22 protein-coding genes are annotated in these 21,347 nt (G+C 65.7%); 12 read left to right on the top strand and 10 right to left on the bottom strand.

Going from position 1 to position 21,347, the window contains the following annotated elements; all coding sequences use genetic code 11:
- Nucleotides 1-124 precede the first annotated feature (124 nt).
- Nucleotides 125-1,303 carry an aminotransferase class I/II-fold pyridoxal phosphate-dependent enzyme gene (locus AC2D9V_RS05025; protein ID WP_484712928.1) on the top strand — a complete coding sequence of 393 codons (1,179 nt, stop codon included), beginning with the start codon at nt 125-127 and terminating at the stop codon, nt 1,301-1,303.
- 7 nt (nt 1,304-1,310) lie between these two features.
- Nucleotides 1,311-4,199, top strand: a complete 2,889-nt coding sequence (locus AC2D9V_RS05020) for a DNA translocase FtsK (protein ID WP_484712927.1) — start codon at nt 1,311-1,313, stop codon at nt 4,197-4,199.
- A 30-nt stretch (nt 4,200-4,229) separates the two neighbouring features.
- Here the strand turns inward: AC2D9V_RS05020 and AC2D9V_RS05015 are convergent, their stop codons facing one another.
- Together AC2D9V_RS05015 and AC2D9V_RS05010 are read right to left on the bottom strand one after the other, a co-directional pair.
- On the bottom strand, nt 4,230-4,751 hold the full coding sequence (locus AC2D9V_RS05015; protein ID WP_484713412.1) for a SphA family protein: 522 nt from the start codon (nt 4,749-4,751) through the stop codon (nt 4,230-4,232).
- Nucleotides 4,752-5,204 (bottom strand): transporter family protein, encoded by a 453-nt coding sequence (locus tag AC2D9V_RS05010; RefSeq protein WP_484712926.1) that lies wholly within the window; start codon nt 5,202-5,204, stop codon nt 4,752-4,754. It lies immediately after the preceding gene.
- A gap of 608 nt (nt 5,205-5,812) precedes the next feature.
- On the opposite strand from AC2D9V_RS05010, the gene AC2D9V_RS05005 reads away from it, so the two are divergent.
- Nucleotides 5,813-6,901, top strand: a complete 1,089-nt coding sequence (locus tag AC2D9V_RS05005) for a serine/threonine-protein kinase (RefSeq protein ID WP_484712925.1) — start codon at nt 5,813-5,815, stop codon at nt 6,899-6,901.
- A 127-nt stretch (nt 6,902-7,028) separates the two neighbouring features.
- On the opposite strand, the gene AC2D9V_RS05000 is transcribed toward AC2D9V_RS05005, so the two are convergent.
- Nucleotides 7,029-8,333, bottom strand: a complete 1,305-nt coding sequence (locus AC2D9V_RS05000) for a D-amino acid dehydrogenase (RefSeq protein ID WP_484712924.1) — start codon at nt 8,331-8,333, stop codon at nt 7,029-7,031.
- Nucleotides 8,334-8,591: 258 nt separating this feature from the next.
- Between AC2D9V_RS05000 and AC2D9V_RS04995 the strand changes: the two genes are divergently transcribed.
- A complete protein-coding gene (locus AC2D9V_RS04995) occupies nt 8,592-9,191 on the top strand; it encodes a LolA family protein (RefSeq protein WP_484712923.1) in 600 nt (199 codons plus the stop codon).
- A gap of 76 nt (nt 9,192-9,267) precedes the next feature.
- Here the strand turns inward: AC2D9V_RS04995 and AC2D9V_RS04990 are convergent, their stop codons facing one another.
- Nucleotides 9,268-9,849, bottom strand: a complete 582-nt coding sequence (locus AC2D9V_RS04990; RefSeq protein WP_484712922.1) for a transglycosylase SLT domain-containing protein — start codon at nt 9,847-9,849, stop codon at nt 9,268-9,270.
- Between the two features lie 206 nt (nt 9,850-10,055).
- Between AC2D9V_RS04990 and hspQ the strand changes: the two genes are divergently transcribed.
- The 5 genes from hspQ (at nt 10,056) to AC2D9V_RS04965 (ending at nt 13,355) form a co-directional block, all read left to right on the top strand.
- Nucleotides 10,056-10,382, top strand: coding sequence for a heat shock protein HspQ (gene hspQ, locus AC2D9V_RS04985; protein ID WP_484712921.1), 327 nt, complete (start codon nt 10,056-10,058; stop codon nt 10,380-10,382).
- A gap of 65 nt (nt 10,383-10,447) precedes the next feature.
- Nucleotides 10,448-10,789 carry an STAS domain-containing protein gene (locus AC2D9V_RS04980; RefSeq protein WP_484712920.1) on the top strand — a complete coding sequence of 114 codons (342 nt, stop codon included), beginning with the start codon at nt 10,448-10,450 and terminating at the stop codon, nt 10,787-10,789.
- A complete protein-coding gene (locus AC2D9V_RS04975) occupies nt 10,773-11,225 on the top strand; it encodes an ATP-binding protein (RefSeq protein ID WP_484712919.1) in 453 nt (150 codons plus the stop codon). The genes AC2D9V_RS04980 and AC2D9V_RS04975 overlap by 17 nt, the downstream gene beginning before the upstream one ends.
- Before the next feature lie 77 nt (nt 11,226-11,302).
- Nucleotides 11,303-12,877: a gamma-glutamyltransferase family protein gene (locus AC2D9V_RS04970; RefSeq protein ID WP_484712918.1), complete on the top strand. Its 1,575-nt coding sequence runs from the start codon at nt 11,303-11,305 to the stop codon at nt 12,875-12,877.
- 40 nt (nt 12,878-12,917) lie between these two features.
- Entirely contained in the window at nt 12,918-13,355 is a 438-nt protein-coding gene (locus tag AC2D9V_RS04965) for a GAF domain-containing protein (protein WP_484713411.1), read from the top strand.
- Nucleotides 13,356-13,439: 84 nt separating this feature from the next.
- On the opposite strand, the gene AC2D9V_RS04960 is transcribed toward AC2D9V_RS04965, so the two are convergent.
- Nucleotides 13,440-13,862, bottom strand: a complete 423-nt coding sequence (locus tag AC2D9V_RS04960) for a VOC family protein (RefSeq protein WP_484712917.1) — start codon at nt 13,860-13,862, stop codon at nt 13,440-13,442.
- A 77-nt stretch (nt 13,863-13,939) separates the two neighbouring features.
- On the opposite strand from AC2D9V_RS04960, the gene AC2D9V_RS04955 reads away from it, so the two are divergent.
- Genes AC2D9V_RS04955 through AC2D9V_RS04945 form a run of 3 tightly spaced genes read left to right on the top strand, consistent with a single transcriptional unit; the run spans nt 13,940 to nt 17,192 of the window.
- Nucleotides 13,940-14,833: a homocysteine S-methyltransferase family protein gene (locus tag AC2D9V_RS04955; protein WP_484712916.1), complete on the top strand. Its 894-nt coding sequence runs from the start codon at nt 13,940-13,942 to the stop codon at nt 14,831-14,833.
- Between the two features lie 7 nt (nt 14,834-14,840).
- Nucleotides 14,841-15,509 carry an RluA family pseudouridine synthase gene (locus tag AC2D9V_RS04950; protein ID WP_484712915.1) on the top strand — a complete coding sequence of 223 codons (669 nt, stop codon included), beginning with the start codon at nt 14,841-14,843 and terminating at the stop codon, nt 15,507-15,509.
- Nucleotides 15,510-15,569: 60 nt separating this feature from the next.
- On the top strand, nt 15,570-17,192 hold the full coding sequence (locus AC2D9V_RS04945) for an FMN-binding glutamate synthase family protein (protein ID WP_484712914.1): 1,623 nt from the start codon (nt 15,570-15,572) through the stop codon (nt 17,190-17,192).
- A gap of 50 nt (nt 17,193-17,242) precedes the next feature.
- On the opposite strand, the gene AC2D9V_RS04940 is transcribed toward AC2D9V_RS04945, so the two are convergent.
- The 5 genes from AC2D9V_RS04940 to flaF all read right to left on the bottom strand — a co-directional run bounded on the left by AC2D9V_RS04940 (nt 17,243) and on the right by flaF (nt 21,339).
- Nucleotides 17,243-17,491 (bottom strand): hypothetical protein, encoded by a 249-nt coding sequence (locus AC2D9V_RS04940; RefSeq protein WP_484712913.1) that lies wholly within the window; start codon nt 17,489-17,491, stop codon nt 17,243-17,245.
- A gap of 200 nt (nt 17,492-17,691) precedes the next feature.
- Nucleotides 17,692-19,668, bottom strand: a complete 1,977-nt coding sequence (locus AC2D9V_RS04935) for an oxidoreductase (RefSeq protein ID WP_484712912.1) — start codon at nt 19,666-19,668, stop codon at nt 17,692-17,694.
- Between the two features lie 107 nt (nt 19,669-19,775).
- Nucleotides 19,776-20,567 carry a DUF1217 domain-containing protein gene (locus AC2D9V_RS04930; protein ID WP_484712911.1) on the bottom strand — a complete coding sequence of 264 codons (792 nt, stop codon included), beginning with the start codon at nt 20,565-20,567 and terminating at the stop codon, nt 19,776-19,778.
- Nucleotides 20,564-20,971 (bottom strand): flagellar biosynthesis repressor FlbT, encoded by a 408-nt coding sequence (gene flbT, locus AC2D9V_RS04925; RefSeq protein WP_484712910.1) that lies wholly within the window; start codon nt 20,969-20,971, stop codon nt 20,564-20,566. The genes AC2D9V_RS04930 and flbT overlap by 4 nt, the downstream gene beginning before the upstream one ends.
- A complete protein-coding gene (gene flaF, locus AC2D9V_RS04920) occupies nt 20,968-21,339 on the bottom strand; it encodes a flagellar biosynthesis regulator FlaF (protein WP_484712909.1) in 372 nt (123 codons plus the stop codon). Before flaF ends, flbT begins: the two co-directional genes overlap by 4 nt.
- Nucleotides 21,340-21,347: the final 8 nt, after the last annotated feature.

Here is a 21,347-nt window from a genome sequence, read left to right as displayed (position 1 = left end):
CAGCCAAAAAGCCACATCCGGCCCCCTCTAACCCCCGGGTCCGAAGGGTTTTTCTGGACCAACGCCCTTCGACTGGCTATCGTCACGGGAAATGGGGCGATCAGACCCCGTGCTTGAGGCAGTAATGGCGTTTCCCGAGCGGTTTTCAAACCTGCCGGACTATGCGTTTCCGCGTCTGCGGAAGCTTCTGGACGCGCACGCCCCCGGCGGCGAACCCATTGCCATGACGATCGGCGAACCCCGCCACCCGATGCCCGATTTTGTCGGCCCGATCCTGGCCGCCAACCTCGCGGGCTTCGGCGTCTACCCCCCGAACGACGGCACGCCGGAACTTCTGGCCGCCATCGCCGCCTGGGTTTCCCGGCGTTACGGCGTCACCCTGACCGAGGACCGCCTGATGGTCCTCAATGGCACGCGCGAGGGCCTCTTCAACGCCGCCATCGCGCTTTGCCCGGAAACCAAGGGCGGCAAGAAGCCCGTCGTCCTGATGCCGAACCCCTTCTACCAGGTCTATGCCGTGGCCGCGCTGACCGTGGGGGCCGAACCCGTCTATGTCCCGGCCACCGCCGCCACCGGCTTTCTTCCCGACTACGGCAGCCTGCCGCAGGACGTGCTGGACCGCGTGGCACTTGCCTACATCTGCTCGCCCGCGAACCCGCAAGGGGCGGTTGCCTCGAAGGACTACCTTGCCGACCTTCTGACGCTGGCCGAGAAGCACGACTTCACCGTCCTTGCGGACGAATGCTATTCCGAGATCTGGCGCGACACACCGCCCCCTGGCCTGTTGCAGGTCGCCGCCATTGAAGGGGCCGACCCGGAACGCGCGGTCGTGTTCCACTCGCTTTCGAAACGCTCCAACCTTCCGGGCCTCCGCTCGGGCTTCGTCGCCGCAGGCCCGCAATCGATGCTCCGCCTCCGCCAGCTCCGCGCCTTCGCCGGGGCACCGCTGCCTTTGCCACTGCAACGGGTGGCCGAGGCCTGCTGGCAGGATGAGGCCCACGTCACCGCATCCCGCGCGATGTATCAGGAAAAGTTCGCCGCCGCCGACCGCATCTTTGCCGGTGTGCAGGGCTACCAGCCCCCGGGCGGTGGCTTCTTCCTCTGGATGCCAGTGGATGACGGTGAATCCGCGGCATTGAAACTGTGGACAAAGACAGGGGTCCGGGTGCTGCCCGGCAGCTACCTGTCACGCGATGTCGGGGGCGACAACCCCGGCAAGGGCTATATCCGGGTCGCCCTTGTGGCCCCGGCGGAAGAAACGCAGCGCGGGCTGACAAAGCTTCGCGACTGTCTTTACGGGTGAGGGACTGATGGCATCCTTTCAGGCACGGCAACGCGATCCGCTTCTGGACCAGGGCACGCAGGCGATGCTGGAACGCCGGGGGCGCGAGCTTCTTGGCCTCGCGCTTCTGCTTCTGGCACTTGGCTTTGCGCTGACGCTCGGCAGCTACTCGCCCGAGGATCCGGGCTGGATGGTCGCAACCGAAGAACCGGCGCGGAACCTGATGGGCCGCTTTGGGGCCGCCGTCGCCTCGACCCTCACCATTCTCATCGGCCTCGGGGCCTGGGCGATCCCGGTGATTCTGGGTGTCTGGGGCATCCGCTTCATGACCCACCGGGGCGGTGAGCGTGCGGTCGGCCGCGTGGTCTTCGCCGTGATCGCCGTGGCCTTCGCCGCCGTCCACTGCGCCACGCTGGTGCCGGGCGATGGCTGGACCCATACGTTTGGGCTTGGTGGCCTTTTCGGGGATACCGTCCTTGGTTCGCTGATCGGCGTCATGCCAGGCAGCGCGGGCTTCGGGCTGAAACTTCTGTCGCTCCTGACCTTCGCCGGGCTTCTGGTGATGATGCTTTACGTCACCGGCTTTGACATGGCCGAGCTGCGCGCGATCCGCCGCTTCCTCTTCCTTGGTACGCTGCTTGGGTACAACGCGCTTGCCTCGGCCCTTGGCCATGGCGCGCGCGGCGCGGTGCAGGGGGCGATGTCACTGCAGGACCGTGCCCGCGCCCGTGCCACAGCTTCGCCCGTCGGCCGCGATATCCCGGGCGTCCGCCGATCTGTCCCGCCGGTGACCGGGGCCGCGCTTGCGCCCGAGCCGCTGCGTGCCGGCGCGGCGAGGGCCATGCCCCCGGCCGCCCGCCACGACCATGTCGCGATGGCCGAGCCGGTGCGCGAGAAGACATCCTTCCTCTCGCGCCTCCGCCGTCAGCCCGCGCCCGAGCCCGAACTGGTGGAACCCGAGGCCGATATGCATTGGGATGCCGCCCCGCCCAGCGAAGACCGCATCCGCGCCCGCATCTCGGATGTGATCCGCTCTCGCGTGCAGCGCGTGGCCGATCCGATGGCGGCGGCACCCGCGTTGCGGGCCGAGCCACCCGTCATGCGCCCGCGCGGCCCCGTGCCGCTGATGGCCGACACCCGCCCCCTGCCGCGCACTGCGCCGCCCGTCACGGTCCCGGCTGTCATGCCCGAAGCGGATGCCGAACCGGCGAATATCTTTGCCGATGATGTCGCCTGGGGGGACGACGGCCTTGACGACATGATGCTGGACGAACCCCCCGTCGTCCGTCAGCAGGGCTTTGTCGCCGACCGTCGCGCCGTGGTGCAGCATGCCGCGAAAAAGCCTGCCCCGTCGCGCCAGGCGCTGGCCGAGACGCAGCCGGGCCTGCGCTTCGACGATGCCGCCCCGGCCTATGAACTGCCGCCGCTCTCGCTCCTCTCCGCCCCCGTCGCGATCCAGCGCAGCCAGCTCTCTGACGAGGCGCTGGAAGAAAACGCGCGGATGCTGGAGTCCGTCCTCGACGATTATGGCGTAAAGGGCGAAATCACTGCCGTCCGCCCCGGCCCCGTTGTCACCATGTACGAGCTGGAACCCGCGCCGGGTCTGAAAGCCTCCCGCGTGATCGGCCTTGCCGATGACATCGCGCGCAGCATGTCCGCCCTGTCCGCCCGCGTCTCCACCGTCCCGGGCCGGTCGGTCATCGGCATCGAGCTTCCCAACGCCCACCGCGAAAAGGTGGTGCTGCGCGAAATCCTCTCCGCCCGCGACTTTGGCGACAGCCAGATGCGCCTGCCGCTCGCGCTGGGCAAGGACATCGGCGGCGATCCGATCGTCGCGAACCTTGCGAAGATGCCCCACCTTCTGATCGCGGGGACCACCGGTTCGGGCAAGTCCGTCGCGATCAACACCATGATCCTCTCGCTCCTCTACAAGCTCTCGCCCGAGGAATGCCGGATGATCATGATCGACCCGAAGATGCTGGAACTCAGCGTCTATGACGGCATCCCGCATCTCCTCTCTCCCGTCGTGACCGACCCGAAGAAGGCCGTCGTCGCCCTGAAATGGGTCGTCTCCGAGATGGAGGAACGCTACCGCAAGATGTCCAAGATGGGCGTCCGCAACATCGAGGGCTACAACGGCCGTGTCCGCGAGGCGCTGTCGAAGAACGAGATGTTCAAGCGCACGATCCAGACCGGGTTCGATGACGAAACCGGCGATCCGGTGTTCGAGACCGAGGAATTCCAGCCCGTCCCGATCCCCTACATCGTGGTCATCGTGGACGAGATGGCCGACCTGATGATGGTCGCGGGGAAAGAGATCGAGGCCTGCATCCAGCGCCTTGCCCAGATGGCCCGCGCCTCCGGCATCCACCTGATCATGGCCACCCAGCGGCCGTCGGTGGACGTCATCACCGGCACGATCAAGGCCAACTTCCCGACCCGGATCAGCTTCCAGGTCACCTCGAAGATCGACAGCCGCACGATCCTTGGCGAACAGGGGGCCGAGCAGCTCCTCGGCATGGGCGACATGCTCTATATGGGCAACGGCGCGCGCATCACCCGCATCCACGGCCCCTTCGTTTCGGACGAAGAGGTCGAAGAGATCGTGAACCACCTGAAAAGCTTCGGCCCGCCGGTCTACATGTCCGGTGTCGTCGAAGGGCCGGAGGACGAGGTGGCGTCGGACATCGACATGGTCCTTGGCCTCGGCTCGGGCGAGGCGTCTGACGACGCGCTTTACGACCAGGCCGTCGCCATCGTGGCGCGCGACCGCAAGTGTTCCACTTCCTACATCCAGCGCAAGCTGGGCATCGGCTACAACAAGGCCGCCCGGCTGGTGGAGCAGATGGAAGAGGAAGGCGTCGTCACCCGCGCCAACCACGTCGGCAAGCGCGAGATCCTGGTGCCCGAGGCATAAGGGAAGGGCCGGGGTCTTCCCGGCCCCGGTCTAGAAGCTGAAGGTCGCGCTCAGCCAGAGCGAGTTGTTCTCGAACATCCGCCTCGCCCCGAATTCGTAGACGTATTTCGCCTTGAACGACACCGTCGTATCCCCGACCTCGGTCGAGTAGCTGACCAGCGGCGCCAGCGAATACACCTCGGCCTGCAGGCTGTCCGATCCGCTGGTGAAGCGCAGCCTGTCGGCCCCGGCCCCGCTGTCTTCGCCAAGCTGCTTGTAGGCATAGCCGGTGACACCGAAGCCCAGCTTGCTGGGCAGGTATTGCATCACCGTCGCCTCGACATGGGCTTCCGGGGCCGACTGGTAATCCGTCGCATCGTTGCGCGATGAAAAGGTGACGCCCCCCGCGATGCTGTATTCGCGGCCCTTCTCAAGGTCGATGTAGCTGTAGGCCACCACCGGATCGACCGCGAAACGGTTCCGCCCGAAGTTCAGCACCTGCACCCCGGTTGCGGCGCTGACGGTGCCAAGCTCGTATTGCCCGGTCGGCAGGAAGAAAGACGCGGCAACCAGCTAGTGCGACTTGCCCTCGGACCAGCCGATCATCGGCGTCACGGGCAGGTCGCCGAACCCAGTGTTCTCGTCGGTGAAGCCGCCCGAGAAGGGGCCGAGCGTCACGGTAGAGCTGACTTCACCCGACACCGCCGGCAGGGTGAAGGAAATCGCCGGGCGGCCACCCATGACATCGCCTTCGAACACCTGCGTGCCGATGAGTTCGAAGATGTTGGTCGAGGTTTCCAGATCGACCAGCGGCCGTCCGCCCAGCGCGGCAAAGGACACGTCGCCTTCGATGTGGACGTATTGCAACGTCACATAGGTTCCCGGGGGCGGCACGACGCCCGCAAGGGAATCGCGCGATCCCAGAAGGTAGGTGCTCGTCCCCCCTTCGATCGCCAGCGCCGGGCCGGCCTGTACGGCCCCGAGCAGGATCGGCGCCAGCATGGCAATGCCTGATCTGCGCGTCACGGCCGCTTTCCCTATACGGGGAAACCACCCCGTGATGCAGCGACCCTCTGCAGGATGCCTTTTCATTTTCCCTCTCCACGATCGTCAGGGCCTGCACGAGGCGGACTGCTTCTGGTTCGGCCAAGACCTCTCCTGATCGCAAGGATTGTGTCAACGATTTACTGAGGGGCGACGCGGCACGGTTTCCGGCGGCGAAACAGTCCGGGCAGCCCAGGTTTGGGCCGGCACCGTGGCTGCTGCAGGGTCTCTCGGGCCCATTCCCGTCATGACAACCTTGGGTTGATATTGCCCGAGTCCGGGCATCAGACTCTTCAAGAACGAATCGATTCGTCGTCTTTCCGGTCGAACCGGGCCTACTGTTCCCGACTGGATGGAAAATGCAGCACATTGTTCAACTTGCGTTAATCCTGGGAACCCTGTTGTTAAACTAGCGTTCATGTTGAAGTCGTTTCCGGGGCATTTTCTGGAATGAATCGGTCCGCAGGGACGGAGTCAGCCCGAAATATGTTGCAATCGACGGTTGCCAATTCATATTAAACTTTGTCCAGATCGCGTCGCACAGGCCAGGGGCTGGACCGTCCTTTATGACTGGGGGGTCAGGGAACGAAATGGCATTTGATCGGTATTCAGGGTCTGCACAGGAAACAGACTGCATCGCCGAGCTTGTGCCCGGAACGCAGCTTCAGAACGGTCATTACCGGATTTCGCGCTTCCTGAACGCCGGTGGGTTCGGAATCACCTACATCGCCCGCGATAGCCTGAACCGGGACGTCGTGCTGAAGGAATGCTTCGTCGAGGCATTCTGCCGCCGGGAGGCTACAGCCGTTCTGCCCCGGTCCGACAACGCCCGTCCGCACCTGCAACGCGCCCTTGCCAGCTTCGACGAAGAAGCCCGGATCCTGGCGATGATGAACCATCCGAACATCGTGCGGATCCATCAGCTCTTTGCCGAGAACGGCACCTCCTACATGGCGCTCGACTATGTGAACGGTCATGATCTCGTGGAGATCGTGGACGAAAGAAAGGGCATGCTCACGCCCGGCCAGATCGTCCGGATGGCCGAGCGTCTGATCTCGGCGCTCAGCCATATCCATGACCGGGGACTCATCCATTGCGACGTGTCGCCCGACAACATCTGCGTCACCCCGGCCGGTGAGCCGGTGCTGATCGATTTCGGCGCTGCGCGGCATGTCGTTGACGGTGTGGTGCAGCGGCACAGCGGGTTCAGCCTCGTCAAGGACGGCTATTCCCCGCCCGAACTTTATCAGACGAATGGCGTCTGCGCCGCGCAAAGCGACATCTACTCGCTGGCCGCTTCCCTGTATTACGCGATCACCGGACGCGCCCCGCTTGACGGGGAAACCCGGCTCCGCGCAGTGATCGCCGACCGTCCTGATCCGCTCATCACGCTTGCAGGGGCGGTCCCGGGCTATCCGCCGGGTTTCCTTGCCACCATCGACAAGGCGATGTCTGTCGAACCGGACGAACGCTTCACGACGGCGAAGGCCTGGCTCCGCGCCATGGCGACCCCGCCGGTCGCCCCGGCAAAGCCGCTTCGGCAGCAGCTCTTCCCGGCTGCGCCCGTTCAGGTCCCCGAAGCCGGCGACCGCAATGTCGTCCTGATGCGCCGCGCCACGCTCACCCCAGAGGTCGAGCAGCCCGAACCCGCGCCAAAGGCGATCTACAGCGGTATCTGACCCGCTGGTCCGCGCGGCATTTTGCCTGTCAGCGACTGCGCCGTGGGCAAGACGTAAACGAATCCTGAATGACCACGCCTAACCCTTTGATACAAAGGGAAGACGCGATTTTGACCACTGTGGTCACTCACACCGGAACCGGCACGCCCCCACCCTGGCGCTGGCCTTTGCGGCCTTCCTTCAGGTAGCGGGCATAGCCCAGGTCCGCCGCTTCGATCTCGGCGCGCTTGCCGGACATCAGGTCCGCCAGCACCCGGCCCGAGCCTGCGGCCATCGTCCAGCCCAGCGTCCCGTGGCCCGTGTTGAGGTAAAGGTTCTGGATCGGCGACCGCCCGACCACCGGCGTTCCGTCCGGCGTCATCGGGCGCAGGCCGCACCAGAACTTCGCCTGCGACTGGTCACCTGCGCCGCCGAACAGGTCCTCGACCGAATGGGTCAGCGTCGCCTGCCGCTTGGCCTTCAGGCTCATGTCGAACCCGGCCAGCTCGGCCATCCCGCCCACGCGGATGCGGTCGCCCAGGCGGGTGATCGCGACCTTGTGGGTCTCGTCCATGACGGTAGACACCGGCGCGCGCGCCTCGTTGACGATCGGCAGGGTGATCGAATAGCCCTTCACCGGATAGACCGGCAGCCTGATCCCGAACTCGGAAACCAGCATCGGCGAATAGGACCCCAGCGCCAGGACAAAGCTGTCCGCCGTCACCCGGCCTTCCGAGGTCTGGACCGCGACGATCCGGCCCCGGTCGGCCTCCAGCCGGTTGATCCCGACGCCATAGCGGAAGGTCACGCCAAGGGCTTCGGCCATCTTCGACAGGCTCTGGGTGAACTTGAAGCAATCGCCCGTCTCGTCCCCCGGCAGCCGCAGGCCACCGGCGATCTTGCCGCGCGATGCCGCAAGGCCCGGCTCAGCCGCCACGCACTGATCCGCGTCCAGCACCACGAACGGAACACCATCGGCCTTCAGGACCGCGATGTCCTTTTCCGCCGCCGCCACCTGCTTATCCGTGCGGAACAGTTGCAGGGTCCCTTGCGTGCGTTCGTCGTACGAAATCCCGGTCTCGGCGCGCAGCTCGATCAGGCAGTCGCGGCTGTATTCGGCCAGCCGCACCATGCGCGATTTGTTCACCGCATAGGCCTCGGCCGTGCAGTTCATCAGCATCCGCGCCATCCAAGAAAGCTTGGTCCAGTCCATCTTCGGCTGGATGATCAGCGGCGCATGTTCCTGGAACATCCACTTCAGCGCCTTCACCGGCACGCCGGGCGCGGCCCAGGGCGAGGCATAGCCGGGGCTGATCTCGCCTGCGTTCGCGAACGAGGTCTCCAGCGCCGGGGCGGGCTGGCGGTCGATCACCGTCACCTCATGCCCGGCCTTGGCCAGATACCAGGCTGAGGTCACCCCGATCACGCCCGCGCCAAGCACAACGACTTTCATCTCACCCATCCTGAACGACTGTCCGTTGCCTGGCAGATAGCGCGAGCGCAGCGAGATTTCTTGGTGATTTCAGCGACGTCTACGGTCAAGATTGAAAGAAACGTGCTTCACAGTCAACAAAAGTCGAAGAAATCACCACGCACCAATTCCCATCTCGTAGAATCCCCCGCCCTCACGCCGCTTCACGCCATCGGCACGTCCTTGCGAAACCGCCGCCCCGGGGATGCATCCCGCGTGCTTCCCCGCTATATCTGCCGCATGAACCGTCGTTTCGCCCTTCTGGCCCCGCTTGCCCTTCTCGTTCCGCTTCCCGCGCTGGCCGAGAAGATTCCCCTGTCCACGCTGTCGGATTACCTCAACAGCCTGACGACGGTGGAAAGCGCGTTCACCCAGATCAACTCCGACGGGTCGATCTCGACCGGGCGGATCTACATCAAGCGCCCGGGCCGGGTGCGGTTCGAATATGACCCGCCCGACCGCAGCCTTGTGATCGCCGGGGGCCAGCAGGTCGCGATCTTCGACGCCAAATCTAACCAGCCGCCCGAGCAGTACCCCCTGAAGCGCACGCCCTTGAACCTGATCCTGGCCGAACGGATCGACCTTGCCCGCGCCAGCATGGTGGTCGGGCATACCGCTGACGGCACCTCCACTCGCGTCCGCGCGCAGGACCCCGAGCACCCGGAATACGGCTCGATCGAGCTTGTCTTCACCGCAAACCCGGTGGAGCTGCGGCAATGGGCCATCACCGATGACCTCGGCGCCGAGACGACGGTGATCCTCGGCGAATTGCAGAAGGGCGGCCAGATGGGCGCGCGGCTCTTCGACATAACCGCCGAAACGGCAGCCCGCAGGAACTGACCGGGCGCACGCGTTTTCTGCGAAAACCCGCACTCAGACCGAGTTTTCGCAGAAAACGCGTGGCCCCCGCAGCAACTCAGCGGCAGTAGGCCAGCTGTTCCTCGTACATGTCCGCGCGCGACTGCACCCGCGCCGCCACCTCGACCAGCCAGGGCTTGCCCAGGTAGGACTGGTTGGCATAGCCGGTCCGTCCTTCGTGATAGGCAAGATACTGCGCCTCGGCGTCCGACTTCGAGATCCCCAGGCTGCGGCTCGACTCGTCCATGTACCAGCCCATGAAATCGGTCGCGTCGGCGATATCGTCGCGCTTCGACCGCCGGCCGCCCTCGGCCCGCTGGTACTCCTCCCAGGTCCCGTTCAGCGCCTGGCTGTAGCCGTAGGCCGTGCTCTGCCGCCCCATCGGGATCACGCCCAGCGTATAGGTATAGGGCGTGCGCGCATTGCCGATGAACTTCGACTCCTGGTGGATCGTCGCCATCTGGACATGCACCGGAATACCCCAGCGCCGCTCGGTCCGTTCCATCGCCCGCAGATACTGCGGCCGTTCGCGGATAATCGCACAAGCGTCGTCCAGCTGCCGCGGCGCCGAGTAGCTGCCGCCCCCTCCGCAAGAGGCAAGCAACAGCAACAGCATCGCCGCACGGAGAAACCTGCTCATCTGCCCCTCGTGCCTTTTTTCTTGGCGCGACAATACCGCAAAGCCCGGTCCCGGGAAATGGGGAACTCTGGGGCAAAGGATCAGAAAAACGCGAGTTCCTCTGCACTGTCGGACACAGGTTCACAGACTGTTTCCCTTGCGCCTGACCTCACAGGTGGACATCTGACGCCAGTCAGTTCTTAATGGTGGCAACGGGGACCGGTCCGATGCAGACAACCCATGCCAAATACCATCTCGGTCAGGTGCTCCGCCATCGGAAGCACCCGTTCCGTGGCGTGGTCTTCGATGTAGACGCGATGTTCTCCAATACCGACGACTGGTATGAGAACATTCCCGAAGACAGCCGCCCCTCGAAGGACCAGCCGTTCTACCACCTCCTCGCGGAAAACGACCAAAGCTACTATGTGGCCTATGTGTCCGAGCAGAACCTGGTGCCCGATGACACGGGGCAGCCGGTCGATCATCCCGACCTGGGCGATCTCTTCGGGGATTTCGAGGATGGGCGCTATCCGCTGACCTTCCAGCTCAACTGACGCTTACGGCTTGCTAACGCTTTGTTGCGAACCTTCTGCGGAACGCAAAGCGAAAGGGGCCCAAGATGCAGCTGACAACCCAGAGCCGACCAAAGGTGCTTTCGGTCCTTGTCCTTGAAGACCGGATCGACGCCGCCTCTGCCATCCAGTTCAAGGAACGGATGCGCGATCTGACCGGCACGACGCACCCGCGCGTGGTGCTTGATCTTGAACGGGTCAAGTTTCTGGATTCCAGTGGTCTTGGTGCCATCGTCGCGGTGAAGAAACTTCTCGGTCCCGACCGGGTGCTGGAACTGTCCAGCCTGACCCCGACGGTCGAAAAGGTGTTCCGGCTGACGCGGATGGACACGATCTTCACCATCCATTCCTCGCATGAGGTGGCGGTCGCCAATGCCTCCGCAGCCTGACAGCGGCCGGGACGCGCCAGCGCTTTCCTTCACCGCCGACCCGGCAGAGGTGCGGGTGGCGCTGGCCCGGCTGATCGCCGCCCCGCCGGTGCAGGACCTGCCCGAAGAGGATCGCGGAACGGTTGAGCTTGTCCTGGCAGAGGTGCTGAACAACGTGGCCGAACATGCCTATGCCGGCGGCAGAGGGCCGGTCGAGGTCGGCCTTTCGATCACGTCGCGCGGCATCGCCTGCCGGATCGTCGACCGTGGTCTTGCCATGCCGGAAGGTCAGCTTCCCCAGGGCCGTCTGCCCCCGGTCAACCCGGACGACATGCCCGAAGGTGGCTTTGGCTGGCATCTCATCCGCAGCCTGACCGCAGACCTCACCTATGCCCGCAGCGCCGGGCAGAACCGGCTCAGTTTCCTGATTCCCCTCGGCGCGGCCGACCGCGCCTGAACCTGCCGCATCGACACGCGCGGGATATTGGCTTTCCCATTCCCGCGGCCTAGCTTCGGGCAAGTTCGGGGGGTTCCATGCGCGATCTACATCTTCCCGGCCGCTCGGCCGTCTATGCGACCAATGGCATCTGTGCGACCTCGCACCCGATCGGGGCGGAAGTCGCGATCGAAGTCCTGAAGGCTGGCGGCAACGCCGTCGATGCCGCCATTGCTGGGGCCCTCGTCCTTGGAATCGCGGAACCGCAGATGACCGGCATCGGCGGCGACTGCTTTGTTCTCGTCAAGCCTGCCGGGTCCGAGGATATCATCGCCCTCAACGGGTCCGGACGCGCCCCGGCGGGTCTTGATGCCGCGGCGCTTCGTACCCGTGGCCTGACCTCGATTCCTGTGCAGGGGATCGAGGCCGTCACCCTCCCCGGTGCGATCGACGCCTTCTGCCAGCTCAACGCCGATTACGGCATGATGTCCCTTGCCGATACGCTGGCCCCCGCCATCCGCTACGCCGAGGAAGGCATCCCCGTCGCCCCCCGCGTCGCCTTCGACTGGGTGGATGACCTGCCCTGCCTCAAGGGCGCCGCGCGCGACTTCTACAGCTTCGGCGGCAAGGCGCCGAAGGTCGGGCAGGTCTTCCGCGCCCCCGGCCAGGCCGAGGTGCTGCGCCGCATCGCCCGCGAAGGCCGCGCCGGGTTCTACGAAGGCGAAGTCGCCGAAGACATGATCGCCTCGCTGCGGGCGCTTGGCGGCACCCACACGCTGGACGACCTTGCCGCCACGCGCTGCGATTACACGACGCCCGTCAGCGGGCCCTACGGCGGCATCGATCTGGTCGAGCATCCGCCGAACGGGCAGGGGGCGACGGCAATCCTGCTTCTGAACATCCTGAAGCACTTCGATCTTCAGGCGATGGATCCCTTCGGCACCCAGCGCGCCCATGTCGAGGCCGAGGCCGCGAAGCTTGCCTACGACGCCCGCAACCGCTTCATCGCCGACCCGGACCATACCGCGCGCCTCCAGCACATGCTCTCGGCGGAGACGGCCGCAAAGCTTGCCGCGCTGATCGACCCCAGGCGCGCGATGCCCGCCGCCGCCCCCCTGACCGAGGCGGTGCACCGCGACACGATCTACATCACCGTCGTCGACCGCGACCGCATGGCGGTGTCGCTGATCTATTCGATCTTCTGGGGTTTCGGGTCGGGCTTTGCCTCGTCGAAGTTCGGGATCAACTTCCAGAACCGCGGCGCGGGCTTCACCCTGGCCGAGGGCCACCCGAACGAGGCCGGCGGCGGCAAGCGCCCGATGCACACGATCATTCCCGGCATGATCCAGAAGGACGGGCGGGTGCTGATGCCCTTCGGCGTGATGGGCGGGGCCTACCAGCCCTGCGGCCATGCCCGTTTCGTCACCAACCTCGTCGACTACGGGATGGACCTGCAGGACGCGATCGATGCGCCGCGCTGCTTCTCGGGCGCCGAAGGGATGGAGGTCGAACGCGGCTATTCCGACACCGTCCGGGCCGAGCTTGCGGCGATGGGCCATGCCGTCACGATCCCCGCTACACCCCTCGGCGGCGCGCAGGCGATCCAGATCGAGGGCGACATCCTGATCGGCGCCTCCGATCCCCGGAAGGACGGGTGCGCCCTTGGCTACTGATCCCGCCCAAACCCTCGACCGCCCCGTCGACTATGCGGCCATCACCGCAGTGATCCGCGCCCTGACCCATGGCGAGACGGACACCGTCGCACTCATGGCCACCGTTGTCTGCGAAATCCACCACGCCCATCCCTATTGCGACTGGACGGGTTTCTACCGCGTCACGGCCCCCGAGCTTCTCAAGATCGGCCCCTACCAGGGCGGCCACGGCTGCCTTGTCATCCCCTTCTCGCGCGGGGTCTGCGGCGCCGCCGCCCGCACCGGCCAGGTCCAGAACGTCCCGGATGTCGAGGCTTTCCCGGGCCACATCGCCTGCTCATCCTCCACCCGGTCCGAACTCGTCCTCCCGGTCTGGAACGGTCAGGGCACTCTCCTAGGTGTCCTCGACCTCGACAGCGACACTCCCGCCGCCTTCACGAAAGCCGATGAGGAGTGGCTCGTCCCGCTTCTCGCGGAAGTCTTCCACAACGCCAACTGATCATTCTTCGTCCACAAATATCCTCCGGGGGTTTGGGGGTGGAAACCCCCAATCCGACGGCAGCCCCGGGGCGGAACGATCGCGTCAGATCCTCAGGCTCGGCACGAAAGCATAGCCCGAGGGTGACAGGATCACCGCCTCCCGCAGCCCATGCGCCGCCTTGTCCGTCGGCCCCTGCAACACCACGCCCCCCGCCCCCTCCGCCCGCTCCGCCGCAAGGTCCGGGTCCGCCTCGTGCAGCCGGATCTCGATCCCCGCCCCGCGCGGTCCGCTTTCCGGCAGAAGCCCGGGCAGGGGATGGCTGGCATAGGTCGCGTCCGCATGCAGCTGCAACGGCTGACCCGCATGCAGAAGGATCGCGAAATCCCGGCTCGCCCGGTGCGCCGTCATTCCGAACACCGCCACCAGGAACGCCACCTCCGCCAGCACATCCCGGCACAGAAGGTTGACCGAGATCGCCCGCAGGGCATGCCCGAACTCCGGCGGCGGCACCGTCTCGTAATCCATCCGTCCCCCTCCCGAACCTCCCTTGATCTTCCGCTGCCCCCGGCGGAATGTCACCCCCGGACGCAAAGGAGGCACGCATGACCGACATCACCCTGCTTGACGGCGGCATGGGCCAGGAACTCCTCGCCCGCTCCGGCGATGACCCGACGCCGCTCTGGGCCACCCGGGTGATGCTCGATCACCCGGGGCTCGTCCGCGACATCCACACCGACTATTTCGCCGCCGGCGCCACGATCGCGACCACCAACACCTACGCCATCCACCACGACCGGCTCGCCCGCTTCGGCCTTGACCCGATGTTCCACGCCCTCCACCTCCGCGCGCTCGCGGAGGCGCATGAGGCCCGCGCGAACCATCCCGGCACCCGCATCGCGGGGTCCCTCGGCCCCCTCCAGGCCAGCTACCGCCCTGACCTCACCGAACCCGTCGCCGAGGCCGCCCCGAAATATGCCGAGATCGCCCGCATCCTCGGCCCGCATGTCGACCTGATCCTGATCGAGACGGCGGCCTCCATCGAAGCCGCCGAAGGCGCTGTCATCGGCGCCCAAGAGGCAGGGAAACCCGTCTGGCTCTCCGTCTCGGTCGATGACCGCGACGGCGCCAAACTCCGCTCCGGCGAACCTGTCGCCGACCTCGCCCGCCTCCTCCGGCACCCCATCGCCGCCCTTCTCGCCAATTGCTCGGTGCCCGAGGCAATGGCCGACGCGCTCTCTGCCCTGAAACCCATGGGCAAACCCTTCGGTGCCTATGCCAACGGCTTCACCCATATCTCCGGCAACTTCCTGAAAGACGCGCCGACGGTGAAGGAACTCACCCACCGCCACGACCTGACGCCCGAGAAATACACCGATTTTGCCATGGCCTGGGTGAACATGGGCGCCACCATCGTCGGCGGCTGCTGCGAGGTTGGCCCCGCCCATATCCGCCACCTCAAGAACCGCCTCGTCGCCGAAGGCAACCGGATCGTCTGACGGGCCGATGACCGAACCCTCGCTGATCCCGGATTTCGATTATGACCCGCCGTCGACGCCGCTTTCGATCCTGCACGAGGACGCGCAGATCCTCGTCCTCGACAAGCCCGCGGGCCTTCTGACCGTTCCCGGCAAGCTGGAGGGCCGGCAGGACTGCCTCCTCACCCGCCTCCAGGCCGCGCGCTGGGATGCGCTCCTCGTCCACCGGCTCGACTGCGACACGAGCGGAGTCATCATCTTCGCCCGCACCAAACAGGCCCAGGGCTTCCTTGGGCAGGAATTCGAACAGCGCCGGGCCGAGAAGACCTACATCGCCCGCCTCAAGGGCCATCTGGAGCCGGACAGCGGTACCGTCGATCTCCCCCTCGGCAGCGACTGGGAATACCGGCCGCGTCAGAAGGTCGATCCGATCCACGGCCGCCCCGCGCAGACCGACTGGCAGGTCATCGACCGCACGCCCGGCGAAACCCGCGTCCGCCTCACCCCGCATACGGGCCGCAGCCACCAGTTGCGCGTCCACATGCTGGCCCTCGGCCACCCGATCCTCGGCGACCAGATCTATGCGCCGGAAACCCGGGCCGACCATTCGCGCCTGATGCTTCACGCCGAAACGCTCTCGCTCCACCACCCGGCAACCGGCCAGCGCGTCACCTTTTCCGCCCCCGTCCCCTTCTGAATTTTGCATATCTGTTGAGGAATCGGTGCTTAACTGCCGGCGACCACCGATGAGGCCGCCATGCTCTCCACCGCCTTCAACCTCCGCTACGCGCTGATCACCTGGCCCGCGATCCTTGTCGTGGTGCTCGCCGCGCTCATGGCGGCCTTTCCCGGCCAGATCTGGTGGCTCCTGCCGGTCGCAGTTCTCTGCGTCGCCTCGGTCGCGGTCGGGTTCCACGACCTGACCCAGACCCGCCACGCCGTCCTGCGGAACTACCCCGTCGCCGCGCACCTGCGCTTCCTGCTGGAATCGATCCGGCCCGAGATGCGGCAGTATTTCTTCGAAGGCGACAAGGACGGCACGCCCTTCCCCCGCGACAAGCGCGCCATCGTCTACCAGCGCGCCAAGCGCGATCTCGACAAGCGGCCCTTCGGCACGCAGTACGACGTCTACGAAGAACAGTACGAATGGCTGCACCATTCCATCGCCCCGAAACCGGCCCTTGCGACCGATGCGATGCGCACGCTGGTCGGATCGGCGACGGCCCAACCCTATTCCGCCAGCCTCCTCAACATCTCGGCGATGAGCTACGGCTCGCTCTCGGCCAACGCGATCCGCGCCCTGAACAAGGGGGCGAAGCTCGGCGGCTTCTTCCATGACACCGGCGAAGGCGGGGTTTCGCCCTACCACCGCGAATTCGGCGGTGACCTCGTCTGGGAAATCGGCTCGGGGTATTTCGGCGCGCGGGCGGCGGATGGCAGCTTCGATCCGGCCCGCTTTGCCGACACCGCCGCCGATCCGCAGATCAGGATGGTGGAGCTGAAGCTGTCCCAGGGGGCCAAGCCCGGCCACGGCGGCGTCCTGCCCGCTGCCAAGGTGACGCAGGAAATTTCTGAAATCCGTGGCGTACCGATGGGGCAGGACTGCAACTCGCCTGCTCACCATTCCTGCTTTTCCACGCCCGCCGGGCTTCTGGAACACATCGCCCTGATGCGCGATCTCTCGGGTGGCAAGCCTGCTGGCTTCAAGCTCTGCATCGGCCACCCGTGGGAGTTCATGGCAATCTGCAAGGCGATGCTCGCCACCGGCATCACCCCGGATTTCATCGTCGTCGACGGGAAAGAGGGCGGCACCGGGGCCGCCCCCTTGGAGTTCATGGACCATGTTGGGATGCCGCTCCGCGACGGGCTTTCCTTCGTCCACAACGCGCTCGTCGGCATCGGCGTCCGTGACCGCGTGCGGATCGGGGCCTCCGGCAAGATCACCTCGGCCTTCGACATGGCCCGGGTGATGGCTTTGGGGGCCGACTGGTGCAATGCGGCGCGCGGCTTCATGTTCGCGGTCGGCTGTATCCAGGCGCAGTCCTGCCACACCGGTGCCTGTCCGACCGGGGTTGCCACGCAAGACCCCCTCCGCCAGCGCGCCATCGTCGTCCCCGACAAGGCCGAACGGGTGGCCAGCTACCAGAGGAACACGCTCCACGCGCTATCGGAACTGGTGGCGGCGGCGGGCCTTTCCCACCCGTCCGAGCTTCGCCCCCACCACTTCCTCCGCCGCGCCTCGTCCGACAAGGTGATCTCGCTGGCCGAGCAATACGAACAGCTTGCCCCCGGGCAGCTTGCCGCCGACCCCAAATCCTCCCCCCGCTTCGCTGAGGCCTGGGCGCTCTCGACGCCAGACAGTTTCGCAAGGGTGGGGTGATCGCCATCCCGACGCAGACAATCACGATTGTCCGCAAGTCGGGTGTCGGATCAGGTCACGAAAAGTATGAGGCAGGCCATGAACCAGATGACTGAGATCGCGCCCTTGAGAAGAAACACCCACTGCGCGTCTTCGGTCGCCCGCTTGTTGGTCATGTAACGGAAGTAATAGCCGAGGATTCCATTCCCCGTCCCGTAGTGCCGACGCCAGCGGTGATAGCCGATCGCAGTAAACAGAACGAAAGGGACGATTCCAAGCAGAAGCCCCGCCAACTGTGATGCGCCGAGACCAAGTGCCATCGCTCTCCCTGCATCCCAACCGAGTTCTGATCTTGCACTCGCAGACGGCGGAAGCAATCCTCGCCTCTCTGCGAGAGAGTCCAGCGATTCGCCTGCATGGTTAACGCTAGTTTCGTCTTGCGGGCGTAGAGACGGAAGGAAGACACAAAGAAGACGGGAAAAAGACAGCGGGAGTTGCCGCTAACTCCTTGAATTAACGATCAGACCGCCATCCCGGCCTTCCGCCCTTCGTGGAACGCATAGGCCCCCAGCCGCGGCGCCGCGCAGTCGCCGATCCGGTGCAGGACCTTGCCGGGGATCGTCTCGGGGAACGGGTCGAAGGCCCGGTTCGTCGTCGCCATCACAAGGGCCGAGGCGGGGATCACCTCCTCTTCCCCCGTCAGGAAGGACCGCACCGTCACCCCGTTCCCATGCCACCGCACAAGCCTGTGCTCGGCCAGCATCCGCACCCCCAAGGCACCCAGCCTCCGCCGCACCACACCATCCGCAGCGGTGCGGGAAAGTTCTTTGCCGACAAAGGGTTCCGGGGTGACGATGGTCACGCGCTTCCCCTGTTCCGCCAGCGCCCAGGCCGTCCCGACCCCCCGCCAGTTGCCCCCCTCGTCATAGACGACAACCGCATCCCCCAGCCGCGCCTCGCGCCTGAGGACCGCCTCGGGCGACCAGACGCCCCCCGCCTCGATCCCCGGCAAACTGGCCTCCTGCGGCACCCAGCGCTGGAACCCGGTGTCGTCCGGCAGGGATCCCGTGGCCAGGATCACGACCGAGGCCGGATGGCCCGTAAGCTCTTGTTCTTCAAGGAAAGTGTTCAGTCGCAACCGCACGCCCAGCTTCTGGAACTGCCGCTCATACCAGTCTATCAACTCCAGGATCTGCCCCCGCCGCGGCTGCATGCCCGCCAGCCGGAACTGCCCACCAACCACCGGCAAAGCCTCGACAATTTCCACCCGATGCCCGCGCTCCGCCGCCACCCGCGCGGCTTCCAGTCCTGCCGGTCCCGCGCCGACAACCAGCACATCCTTCGCCTCCGTGGCAGGCGAAAACCGGTCCCCGCCCCACTCGAACTCCCGCCCCGCCGAGGGGTTGATCAGGCAGGAAATCCAGTAGTCCCGGGACCGCCGTCCCCAGCACATCTGGTTGCAGGAAATGCAGCCCCTTATGTCCTCCGCCCGCCCCTCCGCCACCTTCCGGGCAAGATGCGGATCGGCGATCTGGCCCCGCACGATGCTGACCAGATCGGCCAGCCCCGAGGCGATGATCGCTTCGCCATTCTCTGGCGTCCGGACTCCAGCCTCAGACGTCACAACCGCATGTTTCAGAACGCTTTTCAGCTGCGTAGTCAGGGGCGTCGTCAGCTTTTCGGCATGGGTGAAGGGAGGGATGATCGACTCGAATTCAAGGTAGCTTCCCGCGCCGACCGTGACGTAGTCGACATGCCCCGTGCGGTCATGGAGGTCGAGGATCTCGCACAGCGCTTCGGCCCCCAGCGTCACCTCGTAGGCCGTCGAATAGCTGACCGCGAGGCCGACGATAAACCCCTCGCCGCAGGCCCGCCGGATGCGTTCGATCAGCTCCCGCGAAAACCGCGTCCGGTTCTCCAGTGACCCGCCCCACTGGTCGGTCCGCTGGTTCGACCAGGGGGTCCAGAACTGGTCGAGAAGCGAGTGGTAGGCCGCCCAGACCTCCACCCCCTGAAACCCCGCCGCCTTGGCCCGGACGGCGGCGGCGACATGGGCTTGCAGAAGCTCCTCGACCTCGGCCGCGGTCATCGCGTGCGATCCGTCAGAGTCATGATAGGACGGCCCGCCCGAAGGCGACCAGTGCGGCGCGAAGCTCAGGTCGGAATCTCCATGCGCGCCAATATGATAAAGCTGCTGGAGGATCACCGCGCCCGCCGCCTTCACCTCATCCGTGATCGCGCTGAAGGCGGGGATCACCCGGTCGTCGGAATGGAGGAAATTGCCCCGCGTCAGCACGCCCGTCCGATGCACCGGCACGGGTTCGGCCACCACCATCGCGGCTCCTCCGAGGGCACGCTCCAGAAGGTACTTGCCAAAGCGCGGACCGGGCATCCCCTGATCCGACATGTTCGCCGTATGGGCACCAAAGACAATGCGGTTGCGAAGCGTATGGTCCCGCAGCTTCAGCGGCGACATCAGGCGGGGGTGCTGGGTCATCGGGGCCTCCGTTTGGCCCGATGCCAACAAATCACGACATATGTGTCAAGTTTCGCCGGCGACCTGAGTTGGAAAGGACGGCACAGAGGACGTGACTGACGCCCAGCCTACCTCCGCAGAAGAGTAAGGGCTATTGCGGCAGGGCCGGAGGCGGACGTCTGTTCGCCAATCTCGGTGCGGATGTGGAAGCGGCGGATCAGCGCCTCCATCCGGACGGGATCGGTGAACTGGCTGACCGTCGGCGCCCCGAAGGCGGCCTCCGCCCGGGCGCGCATCACCGAAACCTGCTGGTCAAGGTCGATCGCCGCAAAGCTTTTCGGCAGGCCGAGCGCGGTCTGCATCACCTCGCGCAGCGGCGCGCTGCCAAGGAGCGTATACCACTTCGCAGTTTCGCTGATCTGGCGACCGGCGAGGGCCGGGATCTCGCGTTCGGCATTCAGGGCCAGCCGGTAACTGTTGTTCTGCGCGCCGACCGCCGTCTCGAAGCTGCGGGCGCGGAACTGGGCAAGGATCTCGTCGGCGAAGGTCGAAAGCCTTGTGCGGGGAACCGCAAAGTCGCCGAAACCGAAGGCGGCCGAGAACTTCTGGTACTGCTTGTCGGCGAGCCGGTTGGCAAGGCTGCCCTCCTTCAGCGTGCCGCCTTCCAGGATCTTCTGAATGAAGGCGCGGCTGTTCACATCCGCCTCAAGCCCGAAGGCAGTCAGAGAGATTCGCAGGAGGCGCTTGTCCGCAACGAGTTGTTCTGCGGTCTGAATCCTGCCGATCCGGTCGCGGAAATAGGCCTCGTCCCGCTGCATGACGGGCGAGGCCTGTTGGACTGCCTGCTGGCGGTCCATCGTCCGTTTGAGGAAGGTCCAGCCGGTAAAGCCGGACAGGGGCAATACCGGCTGGAAGGTCATGCACGGCCCGCAGCGGCCAGAAGCCGCTCTTCCCTGGGCAGAAGGCTGCGCAGCGCCTTCAGCGCCTGGTAATGCTGATCTTCCAGCACCGCGCGGCTGGCGATGGCAAGCTGCGTGCGGCTGTCATGGTCGGTCAGCGCCTGGCTGAGCTGTTCGATCCCGCGCAAAAGCTGCATCCGGACATCGCCCGTCTCCGCATCGCCGGAAAGAACCAGCTGGGCGATGTAGCAGACGCGGCGCACGGGGGTATTCGCCTCTTCCGGGTGGATCGCGTCGCGCAGGCGCAGGATGTTGGCGTTGGGTGTCATGATGGCAAGGCGCGAACGCTTGTCGCCATTCTCGATCACGGCGCCGTTGATCAGCACACGTTCGTGCGGCCCGAGTTTCAGGACAAGTCCGCTCATGCCCTGCCGCCTTCGCCGCGAAGGCCGCGCATCACGGCGGTGTTGATGTCGGCCAGAACCTCGACACTGCCCTTGCCGTCCCGGACGGCGCGGCTGTGGTGCGCGGTGAACTCGTAAAGGTAGAAAAGGCGCGCGCGCAGGGGCGCGGGCAGGCTGTTGCCCGGCAGGGCCACATCGGCTGCGAGCGTTGACCAGAGCTGTTCGTTGTCGGCAAGCGCGCGCACGAGGCCGGGGAAATCCGAGTCGCGGTTGGCCCAGGCCGACCGCAGGCGGCGCGTGATCTGGGCAAGAAGATCGTATTCGATCGAGCGGAAGGTCCGGGTTGGCGCTTCCTTCTGGGCGTAGGCGATGGGGGCTTGGAATGACATGGGGTTTC

It is taken from the genome of Tabrizicola sp. T46 (assembly GCF_057219895.1).
Note: the sequence above shows the minus strand (reverse complement) of the source record. Positions and strands in the feature narration are given on the sequence as shown.